A 23356-nucleotide genomic window follows, 5' to 3' on the forward strand; every position below is an offset into this window, starting at 1 on the left:
ACACCATGAAGTGGCTCGTCGCGACCCTGGTCGAAAAGATTCACGAAACGAACACTGCCTGCACGCTGATCTACGACGTCGAAGGTTGGCCCGGTCACCAGCCAGGGCAGCACGTCGACGTGCGTCTCACCGCAGAGGATGGGTACAGCGCGCAACGAAGCTATTCTCTCGCCCAGCCGAGCGACGGTGACCGAATTGCGTTGACGGTGCAGACCGTCGCCGACGGCGAGGTATCGCCCTTCCTGACGTCCATGTTGGAGATCGGTGAGCAGATCGAGTTGCGCGGGCCGATCGGCGGTTGGTTCGTCTGGAACGAGGCCCGCCCGGCACCGATCCTGCTCGTAGCGGGAGGGTCTGGCATCGTGCCGCTGATGGCGATGACGCGGGCCCGCAGTCGGAGCGCGAGAAAGACCCCGTTCCGGTTGATCTATTCGGTCAGATCTCCGGTCGACTTGATCTACGCCCAGGAGCTCCGGTCACTGCCGGAGGGAATCGACGTCAGTTACCGCTTCACCCGTGAGGCACCGCCAGAATATGACGGCCGCGTGGGTCGACTGAGCCCTCAGGACTTGGCGTCGGACACGTGGCAGCCAGACTCCTCGTCGGATTGCTTTGTCTGCGGTCCTACCGGTTTCGTGGAGTCGACTGCCGACATGCTCGTCGAACTAGGTCACCCACCGTATCGGATCCGAACGGAACGTTTCGGTTCGAGCTGAACCGGTGACTCACAAGCGCCGGGACATCTCGTCGCGGTACTCGTTCACTGCTTGCTCGATCCGCTCGGCGTCCGCTTCAGAGCCGCGCCGACGTGCGTCGTCAGCTCGACTCTGCAGGGTACCGATTGCTTTTCGAAGCTCGGTGTCGGACATTACGCGGTAACTCGTTGTGTGGCTCATATCACACAGTGTCCGCCCGACGCCGACCCTTAGCAAGCCTGCCCAGAGGGGCTCTACACGTTGGAGAATTCCTCGGACGGCACGAAACTCGACAGACTGCGCGCTGCGAACTCGCGGAAGTATCCGAGCTTGTTCGGCGGCACGAGCGACGGAAGTACGGTGTTCCACACCTTTTCCATACGGGACGGTGCACTCTCCAGTGCGGACTGAGCCTCGGACACCATCAGAACACCGGCGAGCATCTCGCAGACGAGAAGCGAAGCGTTTCCGGAGTCGAGGTGATCGGCGACGTCACCGTGTTCGATCGCCCGATCGAAGAGATGCTCGAAGATGTTTCCCCAGGTGCAGAAGACACTGCCTCGTGCGGTTTCGGATCCGTCGATCTCCATCTGTAGCCGGTACATCACTCGGACCAAAGGATCGGAGGCCGCCAACTCGAGAACGGAATACGAAATTCCGATGACCGACTCGAGGGCAGGCGATCGGCTATCGACCAATCCTGCGCACGCAGTCGATACGCGTTCGTGACCCTCGTCGACAATGGCGCGGGCGAGTTCTTCCTTCGACGCGAAGTGGAAGTACAGTGCACCCTTCGTGACGCCTGATTGCGCGGACACCTGACTCAGTGTCGCATTCGCGTGCCCGACATCGAGAAAAAGATCCGCTGCTGCCCGAAGCGCGGCTGCTCGTGTTGCTTCCGCTCTCAGTTGCCTAACCATGATCGTTCACCCCTGCCCAGTTGCCTACATGACACCTACGCTGTCCAGCGTGGACATCCGAGTCACAAGGAATCCGTAGTCTCGAACTCACTGAACCCGTACTCGCAGGGTAATGATAACCACAAACTAGGTTCGAAATGTGATTTAAGGTGCCCCAATGCGGCGAACACCTCACGGAATCAGATAACAACGGAGACAAAGAGTTCCACTTCGCCGGACTGTGTAACGACTTCGACATCTTCTTTGTATGCCCGGAATAGCGTGCCGGATTCAGTTGCCTCATCGACCTGGGCCCAGACATCGTCGATGGGATCGCGAAGATTACCGCTCGGTACGAACTTTGCGAATACTCCGCTCGGGACTTGCAAGAACACGTCACCCACAGGTACATCACTCGGTGACGAATACGGTAGACCGATCAGCACGTTGTAGTCACCGAACTCGTCGGGAACGAAGACAGTACTGACAGCAACAGGATCGGTCGATCTGTCTCGAATGCGTTCTCGCAGAAAGCGAAACAGCTCGCTACCGCTGGATTCGGAACCCAGAACGGCAAGCGGGGCTACCAACCCTCCGAACACCTCGGCACCTCGCGCGGTCACGCTGTGCGTCATGCCGACTGTCCGGGAGACGCGATCGGCAAATACAGATCGATTTTGTACGCGTGTGGATAGCATTCGTAGTCGGCAGTGAACAACCGCTTGATCTCGCCCTGATCTTCCGCATGGTCGATCTGTTTCCACAACCGCGTCATAACGTCGGGGAAATAGCCCACCGCGGAGAATTTCGCATATTTGGCGCGTGGCACCCTGGCTACGAGATGCCCCCGGGCCACGTGACTCAAAGAAGAACATCGATAACCGACTATTTGGGTGTTATAGGAACCGATACCGGGCGCAAAGTCGGTATAAATGGATGCGAGCGGACCGGAGATTTCCTGCTTGAGTACAGAAGACCACGCACGATTCAGAGCGGGATCGTTCAACCTTCCCAACGCCCGCTTGGGGCTACGTACAGGAAGACCTGCAACCCAAGTTTCCTCGAGGTCGACAATCTCGAAAGTCATTCATTCTCCACATAGCTCAGCGCGCACGTTCGAGACTGCTGGGACGGGCTGACGTTTCCCGGTAGACGTCGACAACCGACTTTGATCTCATCTTGTCAGCAAGACTACCGGTCGGAGACCCCTTTTTTGACACGACGCTCACCTGTCACTCGAAGGCAGCACCGCGGGAGCGGACCGAAGGCTCCGCAGTCCGGTGCCCAAATTGTGCCCAAAGCAAAAAAGGACCCCACCCGAGAAGCTCGGAATGGGGCCTGGCCTGCGATTTCAAGGGTGGAGCTGAGGGGAATCGAACCCCTGACCTTCTCGATGCGAACGAGACGCGCTACCAACTGCGCCACAGCCCCTGATGCAACGTTTATCACTGCTGGGCAAACCCTATCAAAGGGATCGGAAACCGCTGAACCTCAGGCCCCTGATGCCCGCCGCACGCCATGGCTCTCGCGCGCCGACTGCTGAAATGGCTCGTCGTAGCGATCGAGATACTCGAACTCCGGGTCCTCGTCGTCGATTTCGAGTACTACAGCGCCGGGTCGACGCAGTCGCTGCGGAACGAGCCGGAGCTCTTCGTCGGTGCGTGATTCCACACCGAGGCGTGAGCGACCCGCTCGGGTCATCCGCCGCCGTCGGATCTCTTGCTCTATCTGGACCTGCCGACGCAGGTAGGCGAGGTATCCAGCGAGGGCTGCGACCGAAAGGGCGCACGCCCACCACAGCATCGGCGTCATGATGAGTGCGAGCGCGCCAGTGGCGATGATGGCAAAGACCAACCCGAGTACGGCACGCTGCCGGAAGGAGTATCGAGCGGCGCTTGCAATCGCATCGGCTTCGGCGTCGAAGCCGCCGCGTCCTCGACGGCTGGGAACGTAGGCACGTTCGACGTCGCGTGTGTCGATTTCTTCGGTTTCTGCGTGAGTGTCCATCGGGTCCTCCGCGTCGGTGCTTGGTGCGTTACGTCCGAAGACGACGCCGGCGGGTGCCGATGTGCGCTCGTCGTACTCGGGTCGCCAGTCGGGGTCGCTTGCGTGTCCGGCGGCAGGTCCCCGTTGGGGCCTCGAGGTTCCGCCGCGGTGCAGGACGCGGGTCGCGAGGGCGACATCGGACGTCTGCATGATGCGTGGGCGCTTACTCATCATCATCGGCAGCAGGACGAACACCCAGATTGCGACAAGACCGATCCAGATGATCGAGTTGGGCATATCGGCGTTCTCCTCTCATGCCTGTTGGGTCCGACATCTACGACGTCTTCAGGCTATGCGGAAGTTGCTGCCGCACCTCGCCGACGCGCCGACACCAGATTACACACAGGCAACTCCAGTCACATCCGTCACGAGTGGACACGTCCTGGTTCTATGCCCAAGCCGCCCGTCCGGTACGCACCAGACGGTCTGCGACGGACCCCTGAACCTCGTTGGAAGTCAGCGCCACCAGTAGGTGATCGCGCCATCGTCCATCGACGTCGAGGTAGTCCCTCAGGAGTCCTTCTTCACGGAACCCGACGTTTCGTAGTACAGCCTGGCTCGGAAGATTCTCCGGCCGCACTGTCGCTTCGACACGATGGAGTCCGAGCGGACCGAAGCAATGATCGAGACTTATGGCCAACGCTGCAGTGGCGACGCCGCGACCATTGACGTCCTTGGCCACCCAGTACCCGATCCATGCAGATTTAAGCGCACCGCGAATAATGTTGCCGACAGTAATTTGTCCACAGAATTCACCGTCGACCTCGATGGCCATCGGCAGCATGTGGCCCTTACGTGCTTCGGACTTGAGACCGGTGCACAAGGCGGGCCATGACGAAATGTGGTGTCGCGCGGCCCACGAGCCCTCACCTGTCGGTTCCCAGGGCTCGAGGTGGTCGCGATCGCGGAGCCGGAGCCGACTCCAGGGGCCCGCATCCCGGAGCTTCACAGGGCGGAGGGTGACGTTACCCCCGGCCACAGTCAGAGGTCCCAGTTTCGCCGGCCAACCTGGGTGGCTCGACCACGTGCGCGGCATCTGTCGACATTAGCGCCTCCGGCGGGGACACTGCACCATCCCCGCGGAGTGGCTACCCCCGCTGGGCGAGGAAAGCTACGTCGACTTCTTCACCCGTTCTGATTTCGGTGACATTCGGCTCGATGACTACGAGACAGTTGGCCTCGGCAAGAGTGGCGAGCAGGTGAGAGGAGGATCCGGGGGCGCCACCGAGCGCCTGTACGAGGTACTCACCGGAGCCTTCGTCACGCATCAGCTGACCGCGCAGAAAACCTTTGCGGTCCTCGATGGAGGTGATCGGCGCGACCGTTCGCGCAGTCACGATGCGACGCATCGGCTGGCGACGTCCGAGCGCGATGCGGATCAACGGCCGAACCATGATCTCGAACACCACCAGTGCACTGACCGGGTTGGCTGGAAGCAGAAACGTCGGTACTTCGTCGCGGCCCAGTTGTCCGAAACCCTGTACCGAACCTGGATGCATCGCGACGCGTTCGACTTCGAGATCGCCGAGGTCCGACAATGCCTCCCGGACACTGTCGGAGGCACCGCCACCGACGGCGCCGGCAATGACGACGATCTCGGAGCGAATGAGTTGGCCTTCGACGACTTCACGTAACCGTTTAGGGTCACCGCTGACGATTCCGACGCGGTTGACGTCTGCGCCCGCATCACGTGCCGCGGCCGCGAGGGCATAGGAGTTGACGTCGTAGACCTGGCCGGGTCCCGGGGTTCTATCGGTGTCGACGAGTTCTCCGCCCACGGAAATGACCGACAGGCGCGGGCGCGGATGGACCAGCACCTTGTCACGCCCGACTGCAGCGAGCAGACCGACCTGAGCTGCGCCGATGATGGTGCCTGCCCGCACGGCAACGTCACCCGGTTGTACGTCGTCCCCGATTTTCCGGACGTATTCGCCCGAGCGCACCGGTCGATAGACCTGCACTCGCGCCCGTCCTCCATCGGTCCGGTCCAGCGGGAGTACCGCGTCGGCGAGCGTCGGGAGCGGTGCACCGGTATCCACCCGAACAGCCTGCCGCGGTTGCAACCGAATGGGTTGCCGTGAGCCGGCGGTGACCTCGCCGACCACAGGCAGCGACAATTCGATCCGCTCGTCGTCCTCGTTGCGCAAGTCGGTTCCGGCGGATGCGACATCGACGCTGCGCACCGCGTAACCGTCGATGGCTGCTTGGTCGAAGCCTGGCAGTGGACGCTCGGTGACCACTTCCTCGGCGCACAACAAGCCCTGCGCTTCCGAGATCGCCACTCGGACAGGCCGTGGAGCGACCGCCGCAGCGGTCACTCTGGTCTGCTGATCTTCAACCGAGCGCATCTGGCCCCTTCTCTATCTCTGTACTACGGGCCTATTCATACGTGGTGAGTTGCGGCGCCCAATCGTCACTCAGTCGTTCGGTCAGCCATTCACGCAACGACGGACCGTAATCATCGCGTTCGAGTGCAAAGTCAACCGCAGCGCGTAGGTATCCCCCGGGATTTCCGAGGTCGTGTCGGGAACCGCGATGTACGACGACGTGAACCGGATGACCCTCATCGATCAACAATGCGATGGCGTCGGTGAGCTGAATCTCGCCACCAGCGCCAGGCTCGATGCGTCGCAAGGCGTCGAAAATCGCTCGATCGAGCAGATAGCGGCCTGCCGCGGCGAACAGTGACGGAGCATCTTCACGCTTGGGCTTCTCGACCATGCCGGTGACCTTGAGGACATTCGGGTTCACCGCATCAGGGACGGTTTCGACGGAGAAGACTCCGTAGGAGGAGACGTCTTCTTCGGGTACTTCGAAGGCACACAGCACGGTGCCGCCACGCTTGGCCCGCACCCGGGACATCACGTCGAGCACACCCCGGGGAAGAACAAGGTCGTCGGGCAGCAGGACTGCCACGGCGTCTTCATCGTCGTCGAGCACTTCCTCGGCACATGCGACGGCATGTCCGAGCCCGAGCGGCTCGGACTGCACAACGGATTGGACATCGAGCAGCGAGGGAGCAACGCGGACCTTCGCGAGCATCTTCAACTTGCCGCTCTTCTCGAGCTTCGTCTCGAGAACGAGATCCTCGACGAAGTGCGCGACGACACCGTCCTTGCCCGGCGAGGTGACGATCACGAGACGCTCGGCACCGGAATCGGCCGCTTCACCTGCAACGAGTTCGATTCCTGGCGTGTCGACGACCGGAAGCAGTTCCTTGGGAACGGTTTTGGTGGCAGGCAAGAAGCGTGTCCCCATGCCGGCGGCCGGAACGATCGCTGTCCGAAAGTGCCCTTGATGCCCGACATGCGTTGTCGGAGCGTCTGCTGCGGCTTCTGTCATGCTGCCCACCTTATCCATGGTCACCGCGGATCTCGCTCCGCGCCTGCCGACTGTTCCCGAGGTGCCTAAGCTCGACCCATGCTGCTAGAGACGATGCTGCTGGCAATGCTGTGAAACCGATCTCCAAGAAGGAGTGGCGCCTACGCGTCCTCGCGTCTCGTCGGGCCTCGAGTGCGCTCACACATGAAGACGAGTCGCTGAAACTCTGTCATGCCGCAGCCGAAACGGTGTGTGACGCGTCCGTTGTTGCGGCATATATCCCGGTAGGAAGCGAACCAGGGTCGCTCGACATGCTCGACGCGCTTGCCCTTCGATCCGCGGTCGTACTGGTTCCTGTGGCCAGGGAGCCAGGGCCGTTGCAGTGGGCGGAGTACACAGGGCGCGAGAACTTGAAGGCTGCTTCCTACGGCTTGTCCGAACCGACCGGACCGCTGTTGCCTCCCGCGCGAGTCGCTACGTGCGATGTGGTGTTCGTGCCTGCGTTGGCCGTCGATCGGCGCGGAGTCAGGTTGGGTCGGGGCGCCGGTTTCTATGATCGAACACTCGATCTGGTGCCTCCGGGAATCCCTGTCGTTGCTGTCGTTCGCGACTCGGAATTGGTTGACGAACTTCCCGAGGAACCGCATGATCGACGCGCGTCCCATGCCCTGACGCCTTCCGGCGGTCTCATTGCCTTGAATTGGGAATAGCTGCCTGAATGGCAGCGTTGGCAGTCATGACTGTAGAGTGCTAATGCTCTCTCCTACTCGGAGAAGTTCCAGCAGTTTTTTCGGCACACCAGTGGTCTCGACCGAGCAATGGCGAAATCTCCATGGTGACCAGTCGACCAGTTGACCAGTGGACCAGCGCGGAGGAACATCGATGCCCACCTATTCATACGCCTGCACCGAGTGCGAGAACCGGTTCGACATTGTGCAGTCGTTCAGCGAGGACTCGCTGACCGTGTGCCCGCAGTGCAGCGGCAAGTTGCGGAAGCTGTTCAATTCGGTCGGAATCGTTTTCAAGGGAACCGGGTTCTACCGGACCGACAGTCGTAGCGGAGCGAGCTCAGCCAGCGAAAGCGCGGGCGAATCGAAGAGCGACAAGAGCGATTCCGCACCGGTGAAGACGGATACGAAGGCCAAGGAATCCAGCTCGACCAGCGCGTCTTCGACGCCGAGCACCTCCTCGTCCACTCCGTCGAAGGCAGCAGCAACCTCGTAGTTTCTCGATTGTCCACAGGCCTCGGCGTTATCCACAGCCGAGGCCTGTTTCGGCTGCTGGTGCGGACTGTCCGCCGTTACCGTCACTTTCATGCCACAGCGATATGCCCGACTCGATTCCACAATGCTGGATCGACTCCTTGTTCGGCCGGGATGGACTCGTACGATCCTCGTCCGGCGCGTGGCCGCCGGGGCCCTTGCCTTTCTGGCGGCTGTGCTCTTCGTCAGGGATGCTGCAGCTACAGATCGCGTACCGATTGTCGTTGCGGCCCGCGATCTGGCTCCGGGTAGGCCAATCCAGCTCGAGGACGTTCGAATCACCGGTTACGAGCCGGGGGCTGTCCCGGAGGGCGCGATCACGGATGTCGATGACGCGACGGCCCATACAGTGGCGGGTCCCATCCGTGCCGGTGAGCCCCTCACCGATGTACGACTACTCACTCCGCGGTTGGCCGGGGCAGCTCTCGGTTCCGCCGACGCCCGAATCGTGCCCGTCCGGCTGACCGACGCCGCGGTCACAGATCTCCTACGCGAGGGCGACATCGTCGACGTGCTCACTGTCCAGCCCGACGGGGACGGCGGTGAACAGAATGCGCGGATACTGACGACCGATTCCGTCGTCGTACTGATTTCGGACAAGGACGCGCGTCAACGCAGCAGCGACCGAGTGGTGCTGGTGGCGATGTCACCGGAGGATGCGACGGATGTTGCCGCCGCTTCCCTGGTCAGCTCACTGACCGTGACTTTTCACTGACGGTGAGCCCGTGCATGCCTTCCGACGGCGGATCCTTCATATCCGACGCCGCTGTGTTGTCGACGTCTGCCGAGCTGGCATCGAGGTGACCGGCGTAGGTCGCGAAAGTGGTAAATACCAGTGCGCCGATCCGATCGGTGAAGACGATTTTGACGCCGAAGGTGTCCGCGTTGTTCTCACGGCCGTGGCTCTCGAGGAAGACATCGCTGTGCAGACTGTCCTCCGAGCGCAGAGGTCGATGCTCGATGGTGCGCTGCTCGGTCAGGCTCAGGACATAGGAGTCGAATTCCGCGAAGACTTCCCCGAGCACACATGAAGCCGCAGACGTCGACAGGTTTCGTTGCGCGTCTGCCCTGTGCGCAGTGTCCTCGACGTCACCGGCTTTGGAAAACATCCACAACAGGTCCGATTGGTCTGCGCCCGTGGCGGCCGGATCGTAGAACTCCGACAACCTGTACCGCTTGCTCAGTACGCCTTCGATCCAGTCGCTCGAAGGCGCACAAGCAGCGGCTCTGTGACGACTCATAGCGGCATCCTATCCCGCCGCTGGTTTGAGCATCGGATCCTGAGATAGATCATAGAGACTCGTGAGATCTTGATCCCCCGCATCAACCGATGCTGAAAGGCTGTCCCCAGAGAGTGACGGTCGAGGTCACTGCATCGTTCTCGATGGTGACATCTACGTACGAACGGGCCTCCGCGAAGCCTGCGCAGCCGGACACGCTCAAGGTTTCATCGGCGAAGGTGAACCCGCCGCCATTGCCTTCGAACGGGAAGTCGTTGTCCGTTTCGGTCGCAACGGTGATGCCATCGATCTTCGCATCTGTCTCGTCGGCGATCAGCTTGACGTCGTTGAGCTGTCCCGGCGCGAGCTCCAGGTTGAGGCCTGCGCCGATCTCGTAGGTGTTGGGCTGCGTACGGTCGATTTTCAGTGAACTCAAGTCACCCGGTTCGAGCGAAATCGTATTTCCTTGACCGAAGGTGGCACCGACTCCGCCGCCGATCCCGGCTGCGAAATCCACCTGGCACCCGACGAGGAAGCCTGGTTCGATCTTTCCGCCACCGGGATTGGAGGTTTCTACGGTGTAGTTGCCCGTCACCCATACATTGCGCTGTGTCGGGGTGGCGCCCATGGACGGAGAGATGAGCCCGCTCTGACCGAAGCCTTTGACGGTCACCACTGTTCCATCGATCAGGGTCTTGCTGATCTCGTTGTCCGGCAACGGTACGAAGGTATCTGCGCTCGCTGCACCTGCCGACCAGAATCCGATTGCGATGGCACCGACGGCCCCGAGTGCTGCGATGCGCGCAGCAACAGTTCTGTTGTTCTTCACTGTGTCTGTTCCCCTCTAGGTCCTACGAAGTTTCGAAAGTCTCAGCCGAGGCTGAACGGCTGGCCGTACAGAGTTCCCTTGTATCGGTAGTTTCCGGTGAGCTCGAGTGTGGTGTAGGACCGCGCCTGCGCAAATCCTCCGCAGTTCTGGACCGAGATCGCGACGTCCTGATACTGGATGGCCGTAGTCGGTCCCGACACATCCTTGGATGCTATTTCGACAGCGGCGACCTCGCGGTCCTGCAGCGGAATGTCGAAGTCGACGCCGCCACCGATCTTGTTCTCGGTCTTACCTTCTCCGCCGATCAAGAACGGGATGGGAAACAGAGTGATGATGTTGGTGTTGCCACCTTCGATACCGGCATCGAAATTCAACCCGAATTCGAGATCGGTCATATCGAGTTGGCAGCCGACCAAGTAGCCGGTCTTCAGTGTTCCGGTCGAGCCTTCGGGGACCTCCGACAGTGCGGTGCCGGTGGCCCACGCGTTTCGGTTCAGTCCGTTGAAGGCAATTTGAGGCGCAACCTTGGCAGACTCGTCGAAGTGCGCAATCTTGTAGGGGCCGGCCACCTTCTCACCGTTGGCCAATGGGACGAAGGTTTCTGCGTTGGCCGCACCGGTGGACAGCATCCCGATACCGACGGACGCCACAGCCCCGAGTGCGACCAGCCGGCCGAACCTGCGCAGCGCGGAAAAGCGAGACTCGTTCATGGTTCCCCTCATACAACGTCAACTGAAAGACTTCGAATCCGACGGCCCACATGAAGCGAAACGTTTCCTGGCGAAGGGTACTGGACGTTCTGCCCGCCGACACGAACAAATGGAATGAAATTTTACGAGACCGTTATAGAGAACAGAATCGACAGACCAGCCAAGTTCCGCCCCGAGAGCCGTTCATTCCGTTACCCTTTTCCAACAATGCTTTGTCGTCCATCCGCTCGACTGGACTCGAGGAGAATCATGCTCAAAGGATTCAAGGACTTCTTGCTCCGCGGAAATGTCGTCGATCTGGCCGTCGCGGTGGTCGTCGGAGCTGCGTTCACTGCCATCGTCACCGCATTCACGACCAATATCGTCAACCCGATCATCGCGGCCCTCGGCGGTTCCAACGAATACGGTTGGGGATTCAAAATCACCTCCAGCCCTGAGACATTCGTCAATATCGGCGCGGTGATTACGGCAATCATCAACTTCATCATCCTCGCCGCGGTGGTGTATTTCGTACTCATCCTGCCGGTGACCACCGCCAAGAAGCGGTTCGTCAGCAAGCCCGACAAGGAACTCAGCGACGTCGATGTCCTCGTTCAGATCCGAGACATGCTGGCCGGTGGAACCGACGTCGGCCGCAGGCTCTCGACACCCGCGGATGATACCGGCGGCAGCGGCGAGGCGATAGGCGATTCCGACGATTCGGGCGGCGGGTTGCACAGCAAGTAAGACACAGCCTCCAGGCGAAAGGCCCGTTTCTGCTGATCCCCTCAGCAGAAACGGGCCTTTCGGCTTTTTGAACTATCCAGGGCTGTACCGCTTACACCCCCCGGATAGTGAGATTCAAACTTCTTACGCCAAGCAGTTCACAGCCAGATAAACGCGATACACGTCTTCGTCATCATTTTGGCGATACGCGAAATCCGTAACCGAACTCTGATGGAAGACCACACAGTTCGGGCCACCGCCATTCCTCGATATCACCTTTGGCTTGTAGCCGTCGTCTGCCAGCACGCCCCTGGCTTCCGACTCGCTCATCCCCACCACGTTGGGCGGCGGAACCAGCGGCCCTGCATGAGCCACCGCCGCGAATCCCAACAAACCACACCCCGCGAAGCCGACTGCACACATGGTCTTCTTGAACATCTGCACTCCTAGACCCGACCATGATGAACGGGAAACTAAACGGAGCAAGTGTAATTCAAATCACATGAAACCGGGGGCTTCCCGATTTTTGCCGAGATCAGAACTTTTGCAGAGGGAACTCAGCCAACTCGACAGTCGTACCGCTACTGTCGCACGAGGTTGCCACTGCCTCCGAATTGTCGACGAACGCCTGACCCGAGACGCTGTCCGCCTCTGTGAGTTCGAGCGAATCCTTCGGAAGTGCGGAGACGAGCTTCTGAATGTTCGCCTTCACCTGCCCCTCTGCTTGGTCAGCGAGGGGGGAGATCTTTGCGAGCGCAGCGTCCTTGTCCGCAGTCCACCGGACAGTGTCCCCGCCGACGCCGGGGCCGGTTGTGGCGAGTGCCGCCAGCTCGTCGTGCGCAGCACTGAACTTCGTGCAGACATCAGCGTTCGCGCCCAATACCGAGCCGTCCGCCGAATCGCTACTGCTGCAACCGACTAGAGCAACCAAAGCAGCAAAAGCGACTACGGGAATTAGAGTGAAGCGCATCGATTATCAGCCGTTTCTCGTACACCCAGAGCCTGCCGGGTCCGGTGCACGCATCCAGAGGAAAGTTGGGGACGAACAAATCGGGCCCGTCCGGAATAATTCCGGACGGGCCCGATCAGGTTCAGCGCGTCAGCGCTGGGGTGTGAAGCTTTCGATCAACCGATCTAGATCAGTTGAAGGTCCACGGGTCACCGTAGGTGACAGCAACGTCACCGGTGGAGCTGGTGACCGAGACGTACGGGCGAACGCGAACGTTACCGAGGATGCCGGTCGCGGTGCCGTGAGCGTTGGCGATCTGGATGGTTCCCGAAGCGCCTTCGGCGTCACCCTCGGTGCCCTGGACGTTGCCCGAGGCAGCGGTGGCGTCGACGATGCCGGGTCCGGGAGCGATATCGGCGGAGAAACCGGCCTGCGGAAGAATGTCACTGATACCGAACTTGATTGCGTCCGAGCCCAGGGTTATGTCCGCGCCGACCTTCGGGGTCTTGTAATCGAACGTCACCTTGCCACCGATGCTGGCCGGGTAGCCGACCTGGTAGCCCATGGCCACAGTGCCTTCGAAGTCTTCGGCGTCAGGTCCGGTCACGGTCCAGCCTGCAACACCGTTGGCGAACCACTCACGGGTGAGCGGGTTGCCGTCGAGCGGCGAAACGCTGTTGATGAAGGTGTCGGACAGCGACACGGTGATGGTGTTTCCGTTGGCGTCGACGACCGTGTTGGTGCTGTCGACAGCGGCGGATGCGGTACCGGTACCGAGCACCAGGCCGATAACCGAAGCGCCTGCTGCAACCGCAACACTCATGGACTTGAACCCACGGCTACGCCGCGACTTCTGGATCTCCGTCATTTACTTCCTCATCATGTTCAGTCCCAGCACAGTCGCACGGGAAGCTTGTGGCTTTCACCCTCGGTTCACGACGGCAGCATTGCCGAGAATCCCCGAGCAGAACTTCGATCCTTGGATCGGGTTCATTGTCAGTTCCGGCCCAAGAGCGTCGAACGTGTGATTCCACGTCCTCGATGCCGGAAGCTGAGGGGAACATTAGAGGAGTTGCCGGATCGTGACAATCCCTAGGATTGGCCGTCGAAGGTGTCCCGTTCGTTACGTGTTTGGAGCGGGTGAAGGACGTTGACAACATACTGACGGGTAGTGCAGAACACATTTTTTGACGTCCGTGGCCGATCCGTTATAGACCTCACCGAAGACCAAACAGGGCCTGAAGTGGGCAGACACTCAAGTAACACCACTCACACCGCCGCCGAAGGACCCGAAAGTGGAGATTGGAATCATCGTGATCGGAAGCGGGACACCCATTTCGGGCTGACGTACTGTGCTAATAACACGTAAACAAACGGTGAACGCACGTTCGATTCAACCTGCAAAACGTGTCTCAGATCACACTAATAATGGTGTGGCGGTCGCTCCCGGTCGAACCAGTCGTCCGATCTCGTGTCCTCTGCGCCCGCCCGATCGTCGCCAGTCGTTTCCGGCAGAACGTCCCCGAAGATACGAGTGAGCCGAGCCCGTTCGATTCGGGCCCGGCTCTCCTCGTCATGCTTGTCGCTGTGCTGCTCGGCCATGAAAAGGCCTCCTACTCAGGCGTCCAGGCCAGAGAGGTCAGTGATGACCTGCTTGGCCAACGGGGTCAACGTCGCCATGCCATCGCGGATCGCAGCCCTCGAGGACGCGAGATTCACCACCAATGTGCTACCGGAAACTCCGACGAGCCCACGGGACAGGCCCGCGTCGAGAGTGCCGGCCGCAATCCCGGACGACCGAAGAGCCTCACTGATGCCCGGAATCTCTCGATCCAAAACCTCGGCAGTGACATCCGGCGTTACATCTCGCGGCGAGACGCCGGTCCCGCCGATCGACACGACGAGATCGACGCCACCGATGACAGCGGTATTGAGTGCATTGCGCACATCGACCTCATCCGACGTCACAGCAACCACGCCGTCGACCAAGAATCCTGCTTCGGTGAGCAACTCTGTGACCAATGGGCCGGTCGAGTCCTGTTCGCTGCTGTTTGCGGTCCGATCGTCCACGATCACGACCAACGCCCGTCCAGCCAGAGGTGCCTCTATTTCCATAGTGCTTACCGTAGTAGTAGCGCGCTGCTCGGTCTCACGCTGTGCGTAAATCGTTGCAACTGTCGCCAAGAGATCGGTATCGGACAACATCAGCGGCCACCGGGGAATCCGGGAATTTGCAGCGGTGACTGCGACTCCGATTCGGACGGCATCTGGACGGCGGCAGTCTGCGACTCGGCGGTTCCGAGTGTGACGTCGGCGGTCTTGTCCTGGCCGCCTTCGGTGTAGGTGATCTTCACCGAATCGCCGGGAGCGTGTGAGCGTACGGCCGCGATGAGCGCGTCACCGCTGGAAATTACTCGATCGTCGACCTTGGTGATGACAGCCCCCTTCGGAATGCCCGCTGCTGCTGCTGGGCCGCCCTCGGTCACTTCCACTACCGTCGCACCGTTCGCGTCGTCCTTCGAGGGAACCTGGACGCCGATCATGGCCTGCGTCGCCTTACCGGTCTTACTCAGCTCATCGGCAATGCGCTTGGCCTGATCGACCGGGATCGCGAAGCCGAGGCCGATGGAACCGCTCTGCGCGCCCGAGGACTGGCTTCCGCCGAGCGAGGCGATGGCGGTATTGATTCCGATCAGCTGGCCGTCGGTATTGACCAGTGCGCCACCCGAGTTGCCAGGGTTGATAGCGGCATCGGTCTGGATGGCATCGATTACCGAGTTCTGATTACCCGACTCACCGCTGGTCGACACCGGGCGGTTCAGCGCGGACACGATGCCCGTGGTCACAGTTCCGGCCAGCCCTAGCGGTGATCCGATTGCCACAACCTGCTGCCCGACCTCGAGGTTCGACGAAGTGCCGAGTTCGATCGGCGTCAGGCCTGTCTTGCCTTCCGCCTTGATGACCGCCATGTCCGACACTGCATCCGCACCCACGAGCGTGGCGTCTGCAATCGACCCGTCCGAGAAAGCTACGCTCAGTTTGCCGTTGGCTCCGGCACCGGTCGCGACGTGATTGTTGGTGAGGATGAGCCCGTCCGAAGACAAGATGACGCCGGAGCCCTCCCCCTCGGCCTGGCTGCCCTTGACCTGGATCTGCACGACGCTCGGCAGAACCTTGTTTGCCACAGCCTGTACCGAGCCGTCGGGAAAGTTGGCGGCCGGTTGCGCCGCGGTGACGGTCGAGTTGAGCGAATTGGACACGCCGCCAGTGCCGTTGGCGTTGTTGGTAGCCAATGCGCCTACCGCGCCACCGATTCCGCCGCCGACCAGAACCAGTGCGATAGCTCCAGCGACAAGGGTGGTTCGGCCGGGCCTGGCCTGGAGCGCAGCGGGCGCCTGGGTAGTCGCCTCGTGATGCTGTGGTGCAGCGTGTTGGTTGTAGCCGTACCCCTGTTGCGCGTACGGATTCTGACCGTAGGACGGGCTGCCGTACTGTCCGGTGGCCTGCTGCTGACCATATGGAGGTTGCTGCGGAGGAAACTGCTGGGTGGAATGCTGATCCGAGGGGCTCTGCGCAGTGGGTTGCTCAGCCGCCGGACGCTCGGGGTTCTGCCCAGAGCCTGTGCGATCATCGGTCATCAGTGGTGCTTCTTTCAGTAGAAACCTCGGTAGAGGTCGCCCGCCGTTGTTATGGGTAACAATGCCGGTTGCTTCTGAGAGCGTGCTGAGATGCACCTATTGATTTCCCGAGACTCTCCAGATCCAATTCCCTCTCTGTAAAGCTCTTGGCCAGAAGGTCAAATTTCCGAAGTCGTGGGCACGATCTGCGGATCCACTTCACCCGGCAACACAATTCGAATCAGCGCACCCCCACGTTCGGACACCTCCACACCGATAGTGCCGCCGTGTTTGACCACAACTTGCCGCACTATCGCAAGCCCTAGCCCGGACCCGGGCATCGACCTCGACGCAGTCGATCTGTAGAAGCGATCGAACACGAGCTCGCGATCCTCCTCAGGAATTCCCGGACCGCCGTCGTCGACGGTGAGTTCCATCAGCCCATCACCGATCTTGCGCATCACCACGCGAACCTCACCGCCGGCAGGACTCCACTTGGCAGCGTTGTCGAGAACATTGAGCACCGCTCGCGACAACCCCGCCTGATCCCCATAGACGAACCACGGCTCGAGGGTCGCTACGAAGTCGATTTCGTTGCGACGCCGTCGTACACGCTCGAGACTGCGAGCGACGGCATCGGCAAGATCGACGCGCTCGAACACCGTCTCAGGTGTGTCTTCACGGGCGAGGTCGACGAGATCTCCGACGAGCGTGGACAATTCCTGAATCTGCGCGACGACGTCCGTGCGCAACTCGGCCATGTCCTCGTCCGGAATCGACGGGGCGCCCGGTCGGCCCGAGGCGATCAGCAATTCCATGTTGGTGCGCAGCGAAGTCAGCGGCGTGCGGAGTTCGTGACCTGCATCGGCGACGAGTCGACTCTGACGACCTCTGGATTCGGCCAAGGCTCGGAGCATCGTGTTGAAACTTTCGGTGAGACGAGCCAATTCGTCGTCGCCGGTAACAGGAATCGGCGTCAGATCATCGGTACGGGCGACCCGTTCAGCGGCTGCGGTCAATCTCGCAATCGGACGCAAACCGGTGCGGCCCACGGCCATTCCAGCGCCGGCTGCGAGTGCGACACCACCACCTCCGACGAACAGCAGAACCCACGCGAGTCGATCCAGCACCTCACCGGTGGGCGAAAGCCGCTGCGCAATGACAATTGTGCTGCCGTCCTGCGTGCGCTGACTGAGCACCCGTTGCCCGTCGACCGTTCGCAAGGAAAGATCACTCTCCCCCTCGGCGACAGCGACTTCCGCGGCCCCGATCGGCACTTTGGAACCTGGCGGCACATATTTGGTGAGATCGGGATAGATCAACGCAACCGAGACGTCGGTGCTGTACAGCGTCGCACCGGCAACGTAGCGGGGGTCGAACGTCACCAGATTGCTGTTGATCAACGCATCTGCACGGGTACGAAGCTGGTTGTCGACATCGCCGTACAACGCTCGCGACACGACGGCATAGGCCGCAATCGCCATCACCGCCACGGCGATAGCCACCACCGACGCGGCCAACAACGTCACCCGCCAACGCAACGACACCGTCCGTGTCAACGGCATGGGAGGACGCATCGCCGACGGGTCCGACACAGCCTGCGCGGGCGGCCGACGCCCGAAGGGAGCAACCATTACGGGGGCGTCTCGCGGAGCACGTAGCCGACTCCTCGGACCGTATGAATCAGCCGAGTCTCCCCCTCTGCTTCGGTCTTGCGTCGCAGATAACCGACGTACACCTCGAGGGCGTTCCCCGACGTAGGGAAGTCGTAACCCCACACCTCTTCGAGAATTCGACTGCGCGTCAGCACTCGACGCGGGTTCATGATCAACATTTCCATCAGCGAGAACTCGGTGCGCGTCAGGCTGATCGACCGCTCCCCTCGCGTCACTTCGCGGGTGACCGGATCCAGCGACAAATCCGCAAACTCCATTGCCTCCGATTCTCCGTCGGCTTCCATCGCCGTGCGACGAAGCAGCGCACGCAGTCGAGCCAACAATTCCTCGAGCGCGAACGGCTTGGGCAGATAGTCGTCGGCCCCGGCGTCGAGACCTGCCACGCGCTCGGACACCGAGTCGCGGGCAGTGAGCACCAAAATCGGTAAGTCGTCGCCGACGCTGCGCAAGCGCCGGCACACTTCGAGCCCGTCGAGACGGGGCATCATCACGTCCAGGACAAGGGCATCCGGGCGATCGGCTGCGATTTTTTCGAGTGCATCGAGACCATCGACAGCGATGTCGACGGTGTACCCGTTGAAGGTGAGGGATCTCCTGAGCGAGTCACGGACCGCTCGATCGTCGTCGACAACCAGAATACGCATTCGTCTAGTTTGTCCTGAAGGACTGAGATATGTCTGAGAAGGGTCCCGATGTGTCCTACTCCTCGACGGGGAGGCGTCGAGCAATCGGTAGATTCCACCGTCGCCACAGGGCGAGAACACGCAGCCCCGTCGCGGCAACGGTGCCGATGAGCAGGCCGAGATTCTCGGACCATCCGATCGCTTCGGTCACCGCAACTGCCGTCGAACCCAACAATGCCGGGACGGCATACAGATCGCGTCGAAGTAGCAACGGAACCTCGTTGACCAGAATATCTCGAATGACGCCGCCCGCCACAGCTGTCGTCACACCGATGAGACAGGCTGCGAGTGAACTACCCCCGCTCTCCAACGCAATCGTCGCACCCGTCGCCGCGAACAACCCCATGCCGAACGCGTCGAAGAGCAACACACCTTTCCAAACGCGATCGATGACCGGATGCGCGACGAACACCAACAGCGATGTGACGAGCGCGACCGTAAGATTGGGCCACCGATCCAGCGACGTCGGCGGGTGGATCCCGAGCAGAAGATCGCGAATGATGCCGCCGCCGACTCCCGTCGTGATTCCGACGACACACACTCCGAAGAGATCGAGGCGTTTACGAACACCGATCAGAGCGCCCGACGCTGCGAACGCCGCGATTCCCACATAACCCAACACATCCACGAGCACCCGGTAAGCGTCCCATGGGCGCATCCGCCACTGCTATGGCACGCTGACTTCATTCGAGGAGCGCCACAGGAAAGGTTGGGTTCACGTTGCCGATCGTCGACAACGCCGTGTACGTCGACGGCAAAAGGACAGCCAACCCAAGCAGTCTCGACATCACCTACGAGGTGATGCGGGAACGCGAAGGGATGGCCTGGATCGGCATGTACCGCCCGGATATCGACGAAATCGACTCCGTTGCAGAAGAATTCAGCCTCCACCGCCTGGCCGTCGAGGATGCCATCGCCGCACACCAGCGTCCGAAACTCGAACGCTACGACGACCAATTATTCGTCGTACTTCGACCTGCTCGGTACATCGACGAGACCGAGAAAGTCGAATTCGGTGAGCTCCACATCTTCCTGGGCCCAGACTTCGTCATCACCATCAGGCACGCTGAATCACCGGACCTCAAAGTGGTGCGCGAACGACTCGAGAAGACACCCGCGCTACTCCGCCAAGGTACCGAGGCTGTGCTTTATGCCATCCTGGACCAAGTCGTCGACGAGTACGAACCCGTGGTCGAAGGACTCCAGATCGACATCGACCAAATCGAAGACCAACTGTTCTCGAGAGACGAATCGGTGTCCCGACGCATTTACACCCTCTCCCGTGAGGTCACCGAGTTCCAACGCGCAACCGGCCCCCTGGTGACAATGATCGAGCACCTCGCAAAAGGTTCGGACAAGTACCACGTCGACATCGAACTTCAACGCAATCTGCGCGACGTACTCGACCACTGTGTTCTGATCGCAGAACGCGTCGAAACATTCCGGTCGAACTTGCAGAACGCACTTTCGGTAAATGCGACGATGGTCGCCCAGCAGCAGAACGATGAAATTCGCGCCATGACGCAAGTCAGCCTCGAACAGAACGAGCAAGTGAAGAAGATCTCGTCGTGGGGCGCCATCCTGTTCGCGCCATCACTGATCGCCGCGATCTACGGCATGAACTTCGAGGTCATGCCGGAACTGAGCGTGCACATCGGATACCCGCTCGCACTACTGGCAATGGTCCTCTGCTCGAGTGCACTATATGTGACCTTCAAGCGACAGAAGTGGCTATAGCTGCTCGTTCAGAAGCTGAAGCGACCCAGCGCCCTCCACAACAGGACAGCGGGTCGAACTACGTACGTTCAGTGCAACGACCTTTGGAGTCCGCCGCCTAGACCAACTGAATGTCGAGGCCGGCAATCTCCGCGAATGCTTCGAGCTGCTCCAGGTAGTGAGCAAGCGATTCATGACGGACCGTCAAGTTCATTCGGGTCGCTCCTGCCTTCTCTGCGGTGGCCATAACCTCGGCCACCAGGCCTGGCGCGTCGGTCGGGTCCAGGGCTTTGCCCGGGGAGAAGACAACATCGAAACCCATCGGCAAGTCGTGCCGGTCGAGCATCTGCCGCATCAGTTCCGGAGTCGGTCCACGGAAGGCCTGCGGCGCCGGGGCCCAACCGTCGGCGAGAGTCACCGCTCTGCGCAAGGCGCGCTCGCTGTGTCCACCGATCCACATCGGCACCCGAGACTGAGCGGCGTGCGGGTCGACCACCATGTCCTGGAACGAGTAGTAAGGACCGTCATACGACACCTTTCTTCCGGACAACGCTGCCCGCAGTGCCCGGAGGGCGTCGTCGGCACGCGGCCCGCGGTCGTCGAAGGGGACCCCGAGCATGTCGAATTCCTCCTTCAAATTCCCCACTCCGAACGCGAGGATCAGTCGCCCATCGCTGAGGTAGTCGAGTGTCCCGTACCGCTTGGCGATCTCCAACGGGTGATAGAAGGGCAGAACCAACACGTACGGCGTGAACCGAAGTCGGCGCGTCTGCCCCGCCAGGAACGAGAATGTCGCCAGCGGGTCGTAGAAACGTTCGCCACGCGGGAGCCCAGGCGGTACGGCCACGTGGTCACCACACGTCATGTGTTCGTACCCGAGTCGATCGGCAGCCTGAGCCACCCGGACGAGCTCGGCAGTACCGGCCGCAGCCTCCCATGCGGGACGATGACCTGCCAACGCCACGATCGGCGAGCTGATTCCTACCTTCATACCTGTGCCTCCGTTACTTGTAGCGTTCGCTGTAGTCGAATCAACGGATCGTCCCCGTCCCTGCTTCCAGAAGGCCCCGCACCCTCTTTGGGCATCAGCCGGCCTGCGTCCGAACGGGTCCATTCCCGCACAGCCCACCGCTCGGTGATCGCCCACCGACCGTCTCGCCAAGTGAAGTGATCGATGAATCGCACGCCGCTGGTGAAATTCACCCGGGAATCGTCGGTAGGTTCGCCCCAATGAACCGACGTCCCATACGTCTCGCTGATCGCACTATCACCCATCAGTTCAACCAGATGATTGCCGAGGATATGCATCGTCCCACCGCGCCGAGCCCTCAACTTGGGTTCGACCCAGGCAATATATTCCTCACGCGTGCCCTCGAAGCCGGTGTGATGGTCGATGGCGTCCACATGGTAGGTAGACCGGACCAGATCGAAATCCAGCCGGTCGATCCCGCGGCAGTACCGCAACACGACATCGTGTATCTGTTGGCGATCGGACCACTCACTACGTTGAACAGTCATACCGACCGACGGTAGCGAAGGCGGCACCGTCCTTTCCCGCGAATCCCGCTGTGTGGGAGCACACCGGCAAGAAATGGGTTCCATTGGCACCTTCGAGTTTGGGCTAGGACTGGCTTCGAGCCCACGTTCCGCACGGCGCGCATGGATGTTTCGGCCGGAGATGCGTTCGATGACTGCGTTGCCCTGCCCTACAACGGATCTAGCCTCGTGCTTTCACAGAGGTGAGGATCTGATCTGTGTCGAAAACGAAGAAAGGTGCTCCCACCTGCGATAATTCGACTTGTCTAAGGTTGAATACACGCTGGAACAAGGAGCACCCTTCTGGTGAGCAAGTCTACGTCGTCGTACCCCACCCTGTCCGTTGATGCCACCGGAACCGGTGTCGTGTCGCACGCCGGTGCAGTGACTTTGCTGCGCACGGCGGAAGTGACGGGATTGACCGCAGCGTTGTCGAAGCAGCTCGTGTCGTGGCGGAAACCGTTGGCGCAGTTCGACCCCGGCAAGATCGTCCTCGACCTCGCAGTGTCGCTGGCCCTCGGTGGGGATTGCCTCGCCGACATCGCCACCCTGCGTGAACACGCTGCCGTCTTCGGAAGAGTTCCCTCCGATCCCACCGTCTCCCGCCTGATCACGGCATTGACCACCGACACCGCCTCGGTGCTCACCGCGATCGACACCGCCCGAGCATCCGCTCGCACCGCGGCGTGGAAACACGCCGGCGAGCACGCTCCCGATCACGACATCACCGCCAAGAATCCGATCGTCATCGACCTCGATGCCACCCTCGTCGCGGCCCACTCGGACAAGGAGTCTGCTGCACCGACGTACAAACGAGGCTATGGATTTCATCCCCTGATGGCGTTCGTCGACCACGGCACCAGCGGGACCGGTGAACCTGTCGCGGCGCTGCTGCGGCCCGGTAACGCCGGATCGAACACAGCGGCAGATCATATCGAGGTCACTCGGAAAGCGTTGGCACAGTTACCCTCCACCAGCAGCACACGCCCCGGCAAGAAGGTGCTCATTCGTACCGACGGTGCCGGCGCGAGCCACAAATACCTCACCTGGCTCCACAACCAACGGGTCTCGTATTCGATCGGATTCGGGCTCACCGATGCGATGGTCACCGCACTCGCCGACGCTCCCGAGGACGCCTGGTCGGTCGCCGTCGACGCACAGAAGAAAGTCCGTGACGGTGCCTGGGTCATCGACGCCACCGGCATCGTGGACCTCACCGCCTGGCCGGAGGGGATGCGCGTGGTCATCAGAAAAGAACGACCACACCCCGGTGCTCAACTACGGTTCACCGATGCCGACGGCCTGCGGTTGACTGCGTTCGCCACCAACACCGTCGGCGGGAAGGTCCAGGATCTCGAACTTCGTCACCGTCGCCGTGCGCGCTGCGAGGACCGGATCCGCGTCGCGAAGGACACCGGTCTCACCAACTTCCCGTTGCACGGCTTCGATCAAAACCGCATCTGGCTGGCTATCGTGCAACTCGCCCTCGACC

The 23356-nt window shown here is 61.1% G+C and carries 29 protein-coding genes and 1 tRNA gene; 7 read left to right on the top strand and 23 right to left on the bottom strand.

Going from position 1 to position 23356, the window contains the following annotated elements:
- Window positions 1-5 precede the first annotated feature (5 nt).
- Complete coding sequence (locus tag BJI47_RS01745) at window positions 6-716, top strand: ferredoxin reductase (RefSeq protein ID WP_088942082.1); 711 nt, start codon at window positions 6-8, stop codon at window positions 714-716.
- 9 nt (window positions 717-725) lie between these two features.
- On the opposite strand, the gene BJI47_RS23965 is transcribed toward BJI47_RS01745, so the two are convergent.
- The 9 genes from BJI47_RS23965 to BJI47_RS01785 form a co-directional block, all read right to left on the bottom strand.
- Window positions 726-896, bottom strand: coding sequence for a hypothetical protein (locus BJI47_RS23965; protein ID WP_176224625.1), 171 nt, complete (start codon window positions 894-896; stop codon window positions 726-728).
- 53 nt (window positions 897-949) lie between these two features.
- Window positions 950-1615 carry a ScbR family autoregulator-binding transcription factor gene (locus tag BJI47_RS01750; protein ID WP_088942083.1) on the bottom strand — a complete coding sequence of 222 codons (666 nt, stop codon included), beginning with the start codon at window positions 1613-1615 and terminating at the stop codon, window positions 950-952.
- A gap of 179 nt (window positions 1616-1794) precedes the next feature.
- A complete protein-coding gene (locus BJI47_RS01755; protein ID WP_254900330.1) occupies window positions 1795-2229 on the bottom strand; it encodes a GyrI-like domain-containing protein in 435 nt (144 codons plus the stop codon).
- Window positions 2226-2681, bottom strand: coding sequence for a GyrI-like domain-containing protein (locus BJI47_RS01760; RefSeq protein ID WP_088942084.1), 456 nt, complete (start codon window positions 2679-2681; stop codon window positions 2226-2228). Before BJI47_RS01760 ends, BJI47_RS01755 begins: the two co-directional genes overlap by 4 nt.
- 271 nt (window positions 2682-2952) lie before the next feature.
- Window positions 2953-3025 (bottom strand) — tRNA-Ala (locus BJI47_RS01765).
- Window positions 3026-3085: 60 nt separating this feature from the next.
- Window positions 3086-3877 carry a gephyrin-like molybdotransferase receptor GlpR gene (gene glpR / locus BJI47_RS01770; protein WP_088942085.1) on the bottom strand — a complete coding sequence of 264 codons (792 nt, stop codon included), beginning with the start codon at window positions 3875-3877 and terminating at the stop codon, window positions 3086-3088.
- Between the two features lie 151 nt (window positions 3878-4028).
- Entirely contained in the window at window positions 4029-4676 is a 648-nt protein-coding gene (locus BJI47_RS01775; protein ID WP_088942086.1) for a GNAT family N-acetyltransferase, read from the bottom strand.
- Window positions 4677-4728: 52 nt separating this feature from the next.
- On the bottom strand, window positions 4729-5988 hold the full coding sequence (glp, locus tag BJI47_RS01780; RefSeq protein WP_088942087.1) for a gephyrin-like molybdotransferase Glp: 1260 nt from the start codon (window positions 5986-5988) through the stop codon (window positions 4729-4731).
- Between the two features lie 31 nt (window positions 5989-6019).
- Window positions 6020-6982, bottom strand: coding sequence for a UTP--glucose-1-phosphate uridylyltransferase (locus BJI47_RS01785; RefSeq protein ID WP_084348073.1), 963 nt, complete (start codon window positions 6980-6982; stop codon window positions 6020-6022).
- Between the two features lie 110 nt (window positions 6983-7092).
- Here BJI47_RS01785 and BJI47_RS01790 point away from each other — a divergent pair, with 110 nt between their 5' ends.
- The 3 genes from BJI47_RS01790 to BJI47_RS01800 all read left to right on the top strand — a co-directional run bounded on the left by BJI47_RS01790 (window position 7093) and on the right by BJI47_RS01800 (window position 8938).
- Window positions 7093-7671 carry a 5-formyltetrahydrofolate cyclo-ligase gene (locus BJI47_RS01790; protein ID WP_176224626.1) on the top strand — a complete coding sequence of 193 codons (579 nt, stop codon included), beginning with the start codon at window positions 7093-7095 and terminating at the stop codon, window positions 7669-7671.
- A 172-nt stretch (window positions 7672-7843) separates the two neighbouring features.
- The gene (locus tag BJI47_RS01795) at window positions 7844-8185 is read left to right on the top strand and encodes an FmdB family zinc ribbon protein (protein WP_088942125.1); all 342 of its coding nucleotides are present in this window, start codon (window positions 7844-7846) and stop codon (window positions 8183-8185) included.
- Window positions 8186-8275: 90 nt separating this feature from the next.
- Window positions 8276-8938, top strand: coding sequence for a Flp pilus assembly protein CpaB (locus BJI47_RS01800; protein WP_088942088.1), 663 nt, complete (start codon window positions 8276-8278; stop codon window positions 8936-8938).
- On the opposite strand, the gene BJI47_RS01805 is transcribed toward BJI47_RS01800, so the two are convergent.
- The 3 genes from BJI47_RS01805 to BJI47_RS01815 all read right to left on the bottom strand — a co-directional run bounded on the left by BJI47_RS01805 (window position 8910) and on the right by BJI47_RS01815 (window position 10982).
- Window positions 8910-9464, bottom strand: a complete 555-nt coding sequence (locus tag BJI47_RS01805; RefSeq protein ID WP_088942089.1) for a hypothetical protein — start codon at window positions 9462-9464, stop codon at window positions 8910-8912. The genes BJI47_RS01800 and BJI47_RS01805 overlap by 29 nt on opposite strands.
- Before the next feature lie 82 nt (window positions 9465-9546).
- Window positions 9547-10272 carry an MspA family porin gene (locus BJI47_RS01810; protein ID WP_088942090.1) on the bottom strand — a complete coding sequence of 242 codons (726 nt, stop codon included), beginning with the start codon at window positions 10270-10272 and terminating at the stop codon, window positions 9547-9549.
- Window positions 10273-10313: 41 nt separating this feature from the next.
- Window positions 10314-10982 (bottom strand): MspA family porin, encoded by a 669-nt coding sequence (locus BJI47_RS01815; RefSeq protein WP_088942091.1) that lies wholly within the window; start codon window positions 10980-10982, stop codon window positions 10314-10316.
- Window positions 10983-11231: 249 nt separating this feature from the next.
- Here BJI47_RS01815 and mscL point away from each other — a divergent pair, with 249 nt between their 5' ends.
- The gene (mscL, locus tag BJI47_RS01820) at window positions 11232-11708 is read left to right on the top strand and encodes a large conductance mechanosensitive channel protein MscL (protein ID WP_088942092.1); all 477 of its coding nucleotides are present in this window, start codon (window positions 11232-11234) and stop codon (window positions 11706-11708) included.
- Window positions 11709-11831: 123 nt separating this feature from the next.
- Here the strand turns inward: mscL and BJI47_RS01825 are convergent, their stop codons facing one another.
- From BJI47_RS01825 to BJI47_RS01865, 9 genes are all read right to left on the bottom strand, one after another.
- Entirely contained in the window at window positions 11832-12125 is a 294-nt protein-coding gene (locus BJI47_RS01825) for a PASTA domain-containing protein (RefSeq protein ID WP_125458631.1), read from the bottom strand.
- 97 nt (window positions 12126-12222) lie between these two features.
- Window positions 12223-12657: a hypothetical protein gene (locus tag BJI47_RS01830; RefSeq protein ID WP_088942094.1), complete on the bottom strand. Its 435-nt coding sequence runs from the start codon at window positions 12655-12657 to the stop codon at window positions 12223-12225.
- 169 nt (window positions 12658-12826) lie between these two features.
- Window positions 12827-13504, bottom strand: coding sequence for an MspA family porin (locus tag BJI47_RS01835; protein WP_088942095.1), 678 nt, complete (start codon window positions 13502-13504; stop codon window positions 12827-12829).
- Window positions 13505-14058: 554 nt separating this feature from the next.
- Window positions 14059-14238: a hypothetical protein gene (locus BJI47_RS01840; RefSeq protein WP_088942096.1), complete on the bottom strand. Its 180-nt coding sequence runs from the start codon at window positions 14236-14238 to the stop codon at window positions 14059-14061.
- Between the two features lie 15 nt (window positions 14239-14253).
- On the bottom strand, window positions 14254-14751 hold the full coding sequence (locus BJI47_RS01845) for a molybdenum cofactor synthesis domain-containing protein (RefSeq protein WP_217808493.1): 498 nt from the start codon (window positions 14749-14751) through the stop codon (window positions 14254-14256).
- A gap of 89 nt (window positions 14752-14840) precedes the next feature.
- A complete protein-coding gene (locus BJI47_RS01850; RefSeq protein ID WP_088942097.1) occupies window positions 14841-16274 on the bottom strand; it encodes a S1C family serine protease in 1434 nt (477 codons plus the stop codon).
- Between the two features lie 158 nt (window positions 16275-16432).
- Window positions 16433-17887, bottom strand: coding sequence for a HAMP domain-containing sensor histidine kinase (locus BJI47_RS01855; protein WP_088942098.1), 1455 nt, complete (start codon window positions 17885-17887; stop codon window positions 16433-16435).
- Entirely contained in the window at window positions 17887-18573 is a 687-nt protein-coding gene (locus tag BJI47_RS01860; protein ID WP_088942099.1) for a response regulator transcription factor, read from the bottom strand. The genes BJI47_RS01855 and BJI47_RS01860 overlap by 1 nt, the downstream gene beginning before the upstream one ends.
- Window positions 18574-18628: 55 nt before the next feature.
- Window positions 18629-19246, bottom strand: coding sequence for a trimeric intracellular cation channel family protein (locus BJI47_RS01865; RefSeq protein WP_088942127.1), 618 nt, complete (start codon window positions 19244-19246; stop codon window positions 18629-18631).
- Between the two features lie 86 nt (window positions 19247-19332).
- On the opposite strand from BJI47_RS01865, the gene BJI47_RS01870 reads away from it, so the two are divergent.
- Window positions 19333-20349 carry a magnesium and cobalt transport protein CorA gene (locus BJI47_RS01870; RefSeq protein WP_088942100.1) on the top strand — a complete coding sequence of 339 codons (1017 nt, stop codon included), beginning with the start codon at window positions 19333-19335 and terminating at the stop codon, window positions 20347-20349.
- Between the two features lie 97 nt (window positions 20350-20446).
- Here the strand turns inward: BJI47_RS01870 and BJI47_RS01875 are convergent, their stop codons facing one another.
- Window positions 20447-21319, bottom strand: a complete 873-nt coding sequence (locus BJI47_RS01875; RefSeq protein WP_088942101.1) for a TIGR03619 family F420-dependent LLM class oxidoreductase — start codon at window positions 21317-21319, stop codon at window positions 20447-20449.
- Complete coding sequence (locus tag BJI47_RS01880; RefSeq protein ID WP_088942102.1) at window positions 21316-21846, bottom strand: nuclear transport factor 2 family protein; 531 nt, start codon at window positions 21844-21846, stop codon at window positions 21316-21318. The genes BJI47_RS01875 and BJI47_RS01880 overlap by 4 nt, the downstream gene beginning before the upstream one ends.
- Window positions 21847-22170: 324 nt before the next feature.
- Here BJI47_RS01880 and BJI47_RS01885 point away from each other — a divergent pair.
- Window positions 22171-23356 (top strand): IS1380 family transposase (locus BJI47_RS01885; RefSeq protein WP_088942103.1); only part of this gene is annotated, 1186 nt, incomplete at its 3' end.

Source organism: Rhodococcus sp. 1168, assembly GCF_002091955.1.
Taxonomy (GTDB): domain Bacteria; phylum Actinomycetota; class Actinomycetes; order Mycobacteriales; family Mycobacteriaceae; genus Rhodococcoides.

Coding starts and splice junctions, on each gene's coding strand:
- BJI47_RS01745 (WP_088942082.1), top strand. CDS start 6: ATGAAGTGGCTCGTCGCGACCCTGGTCGAAAAGATTCACGAAACGAAC.
- BJI47_RS23965 (WP_176224625.1), bottom strand. CDS start 896: ATGAGCCACACAACGAGTTACCGCGTAATGTCCGACACCGAGCTTCGA.
- BJI47_RS01750 (WP_088942083.1), bottom strand. CDS start 1,615: ATGGTTAGGCAACTGAGAGCGGAAGCAACACGAGCAGCCGCGCTTCGG.
- BJI47_RS01755 (WP_254900330.1), bottom strand. CDS start 2,229: ATGACGCACAGCGTGACCGCGCGAGGTGCCGAGGTGTTCGGAGGGTTG.
- BJI47_RS01760 (WP_088942084.1), bottom strand. CDS start 2,681: ATGACTTTCGAGATTGTCGACCTCGAGGAAACTTGGGTTGCAGGTCTT.
- glpR (WP_088942085.1), bottom strand. CDS start 3,877: ATGCCCAACTCGATCATCTGGATCGGTCTTGTCGCAATCTGGGTGTTC.
- BJI47_RS01775 (WP_088942086.1), bottom strand. CDS start 4,676: ATGCCGCGCACGTGGTCGAGCCACCCAGGTTGGCCGGCGAAACTGGGA.
- glp (WP_088942087.1), bottom strand. CDS start 5,988: ATGCGCTCGGTTGAAGATCAGCAGACCAGAGTGACCGCTGCGGCGGTC.
- BJI47_RS01785 (WP_084348073.1), bottom strand. CDS start 6,982: ATGACAGAAGCCGCAGCAGACGCTCCGACAACGCATGTCGGGCATCAA.
- BJI47_RS01795 (WP_088942125.1), top strand. CDS start 7,844: ATGCCCACCTATTCATACGCCTGCACCGAGTGCGAGAACCGGTTCGAC.
- BJI47_RS01800 (WP_088942088.1), top strand. CDS start 8,276: ATGCCACAGCGATATGCCCGACTCGATTCCACAATGCTGGATCGACTC.
- BJI47_RS01805 (WP_088942089.1), bottom strand. CDS start 9,464: ATGAGTCGTCACAGAGCCGCTGCTTGTGCGCCTTCGAGCGACTGGATC.
- BJI47_RS01815 (WP_088942091.1), bottom strand. CDS start 10,982: ATGAACGAGTCTCGCTTTTCCGCGCTGCGCAGGTTCGGCCGGCTGGTC.
- mscL (WP_088942092.1), top strand. CDS start 11,232: ATGCTCAAAGGATTCAAGGACTTCTTGCTCCGCGGAAATGTCGTCGAT.
- BJI47_RS01825 (WP_125458631.1), bottom strand. CDS start 12,125: ATGTTCAAGAAGACCATGTGTGCAGTCGGCTTCGCGGGGTGTGGTTTG.
- BJI47_RS01830 (WP_088942094.1), bottom strand. CDS start 12,657: ATGCGCTTCACTCTAATTCCCGTAGTCGCTTTTGCTGCTTTGGTTGCT.
- BJI47_RS01835 (WP_088942095.1), bottom strand. CDS start 13,504: ATGACGGAGATCCAGAAGTCGCGGCGTAGCCGTGGGTTCAAGTCCATG.
- BJI47_RS01840 (WP_088942096.1), bottom strand. CDS start 14,238: ATGGCCGAGCAGCACAGCGACAAGCATGACGAGGAGAGCCGGGCCCGA.
- BJI47_RS01845 (WP_217808493.1), bottom strand. CDS start 14,751: ATGGAAATAGAGGCACCTCTGGCTGGACGGGCGTTGGTCGTGATCGTG.
- BJI47_RS01850 (WP_088942097.1), bottom strand. CDS start 16,274: ATGACCGATGATCGCACAGGCTCTGGGCAGAACCCCGAGCGTCCGGCG.
- BJI47_RS01855 (WP_088942098.1), bottom strand. CDS start 17,887: ATGGTTGCTCCCTTCGGGCGTCGGCCGCCCGCGCAGGCTGTGTCGGAC.
- BJI47_RS01860 (WP_088942099.1), bottom strand. CDS start 18,573: ATGCGTATTCTGGTTGTCGACGACGATCGAGCGGTCCGTGACTCGCTC.
- BJI47_RS01875 (WP_088942101.1), bottom strand. CDS start 21,319: ATGAAGGTAGGAATCAGCTCGCCGATCGTGGCGTTGGCAGGTCATCGT.
- BJI47_RS01880 (WP_088942102.1), bottom strand. CDS start 21,846: ATGACTGTTCAACGTAGTGAGTGGTCCGATCGCCAACAGATACACGAT.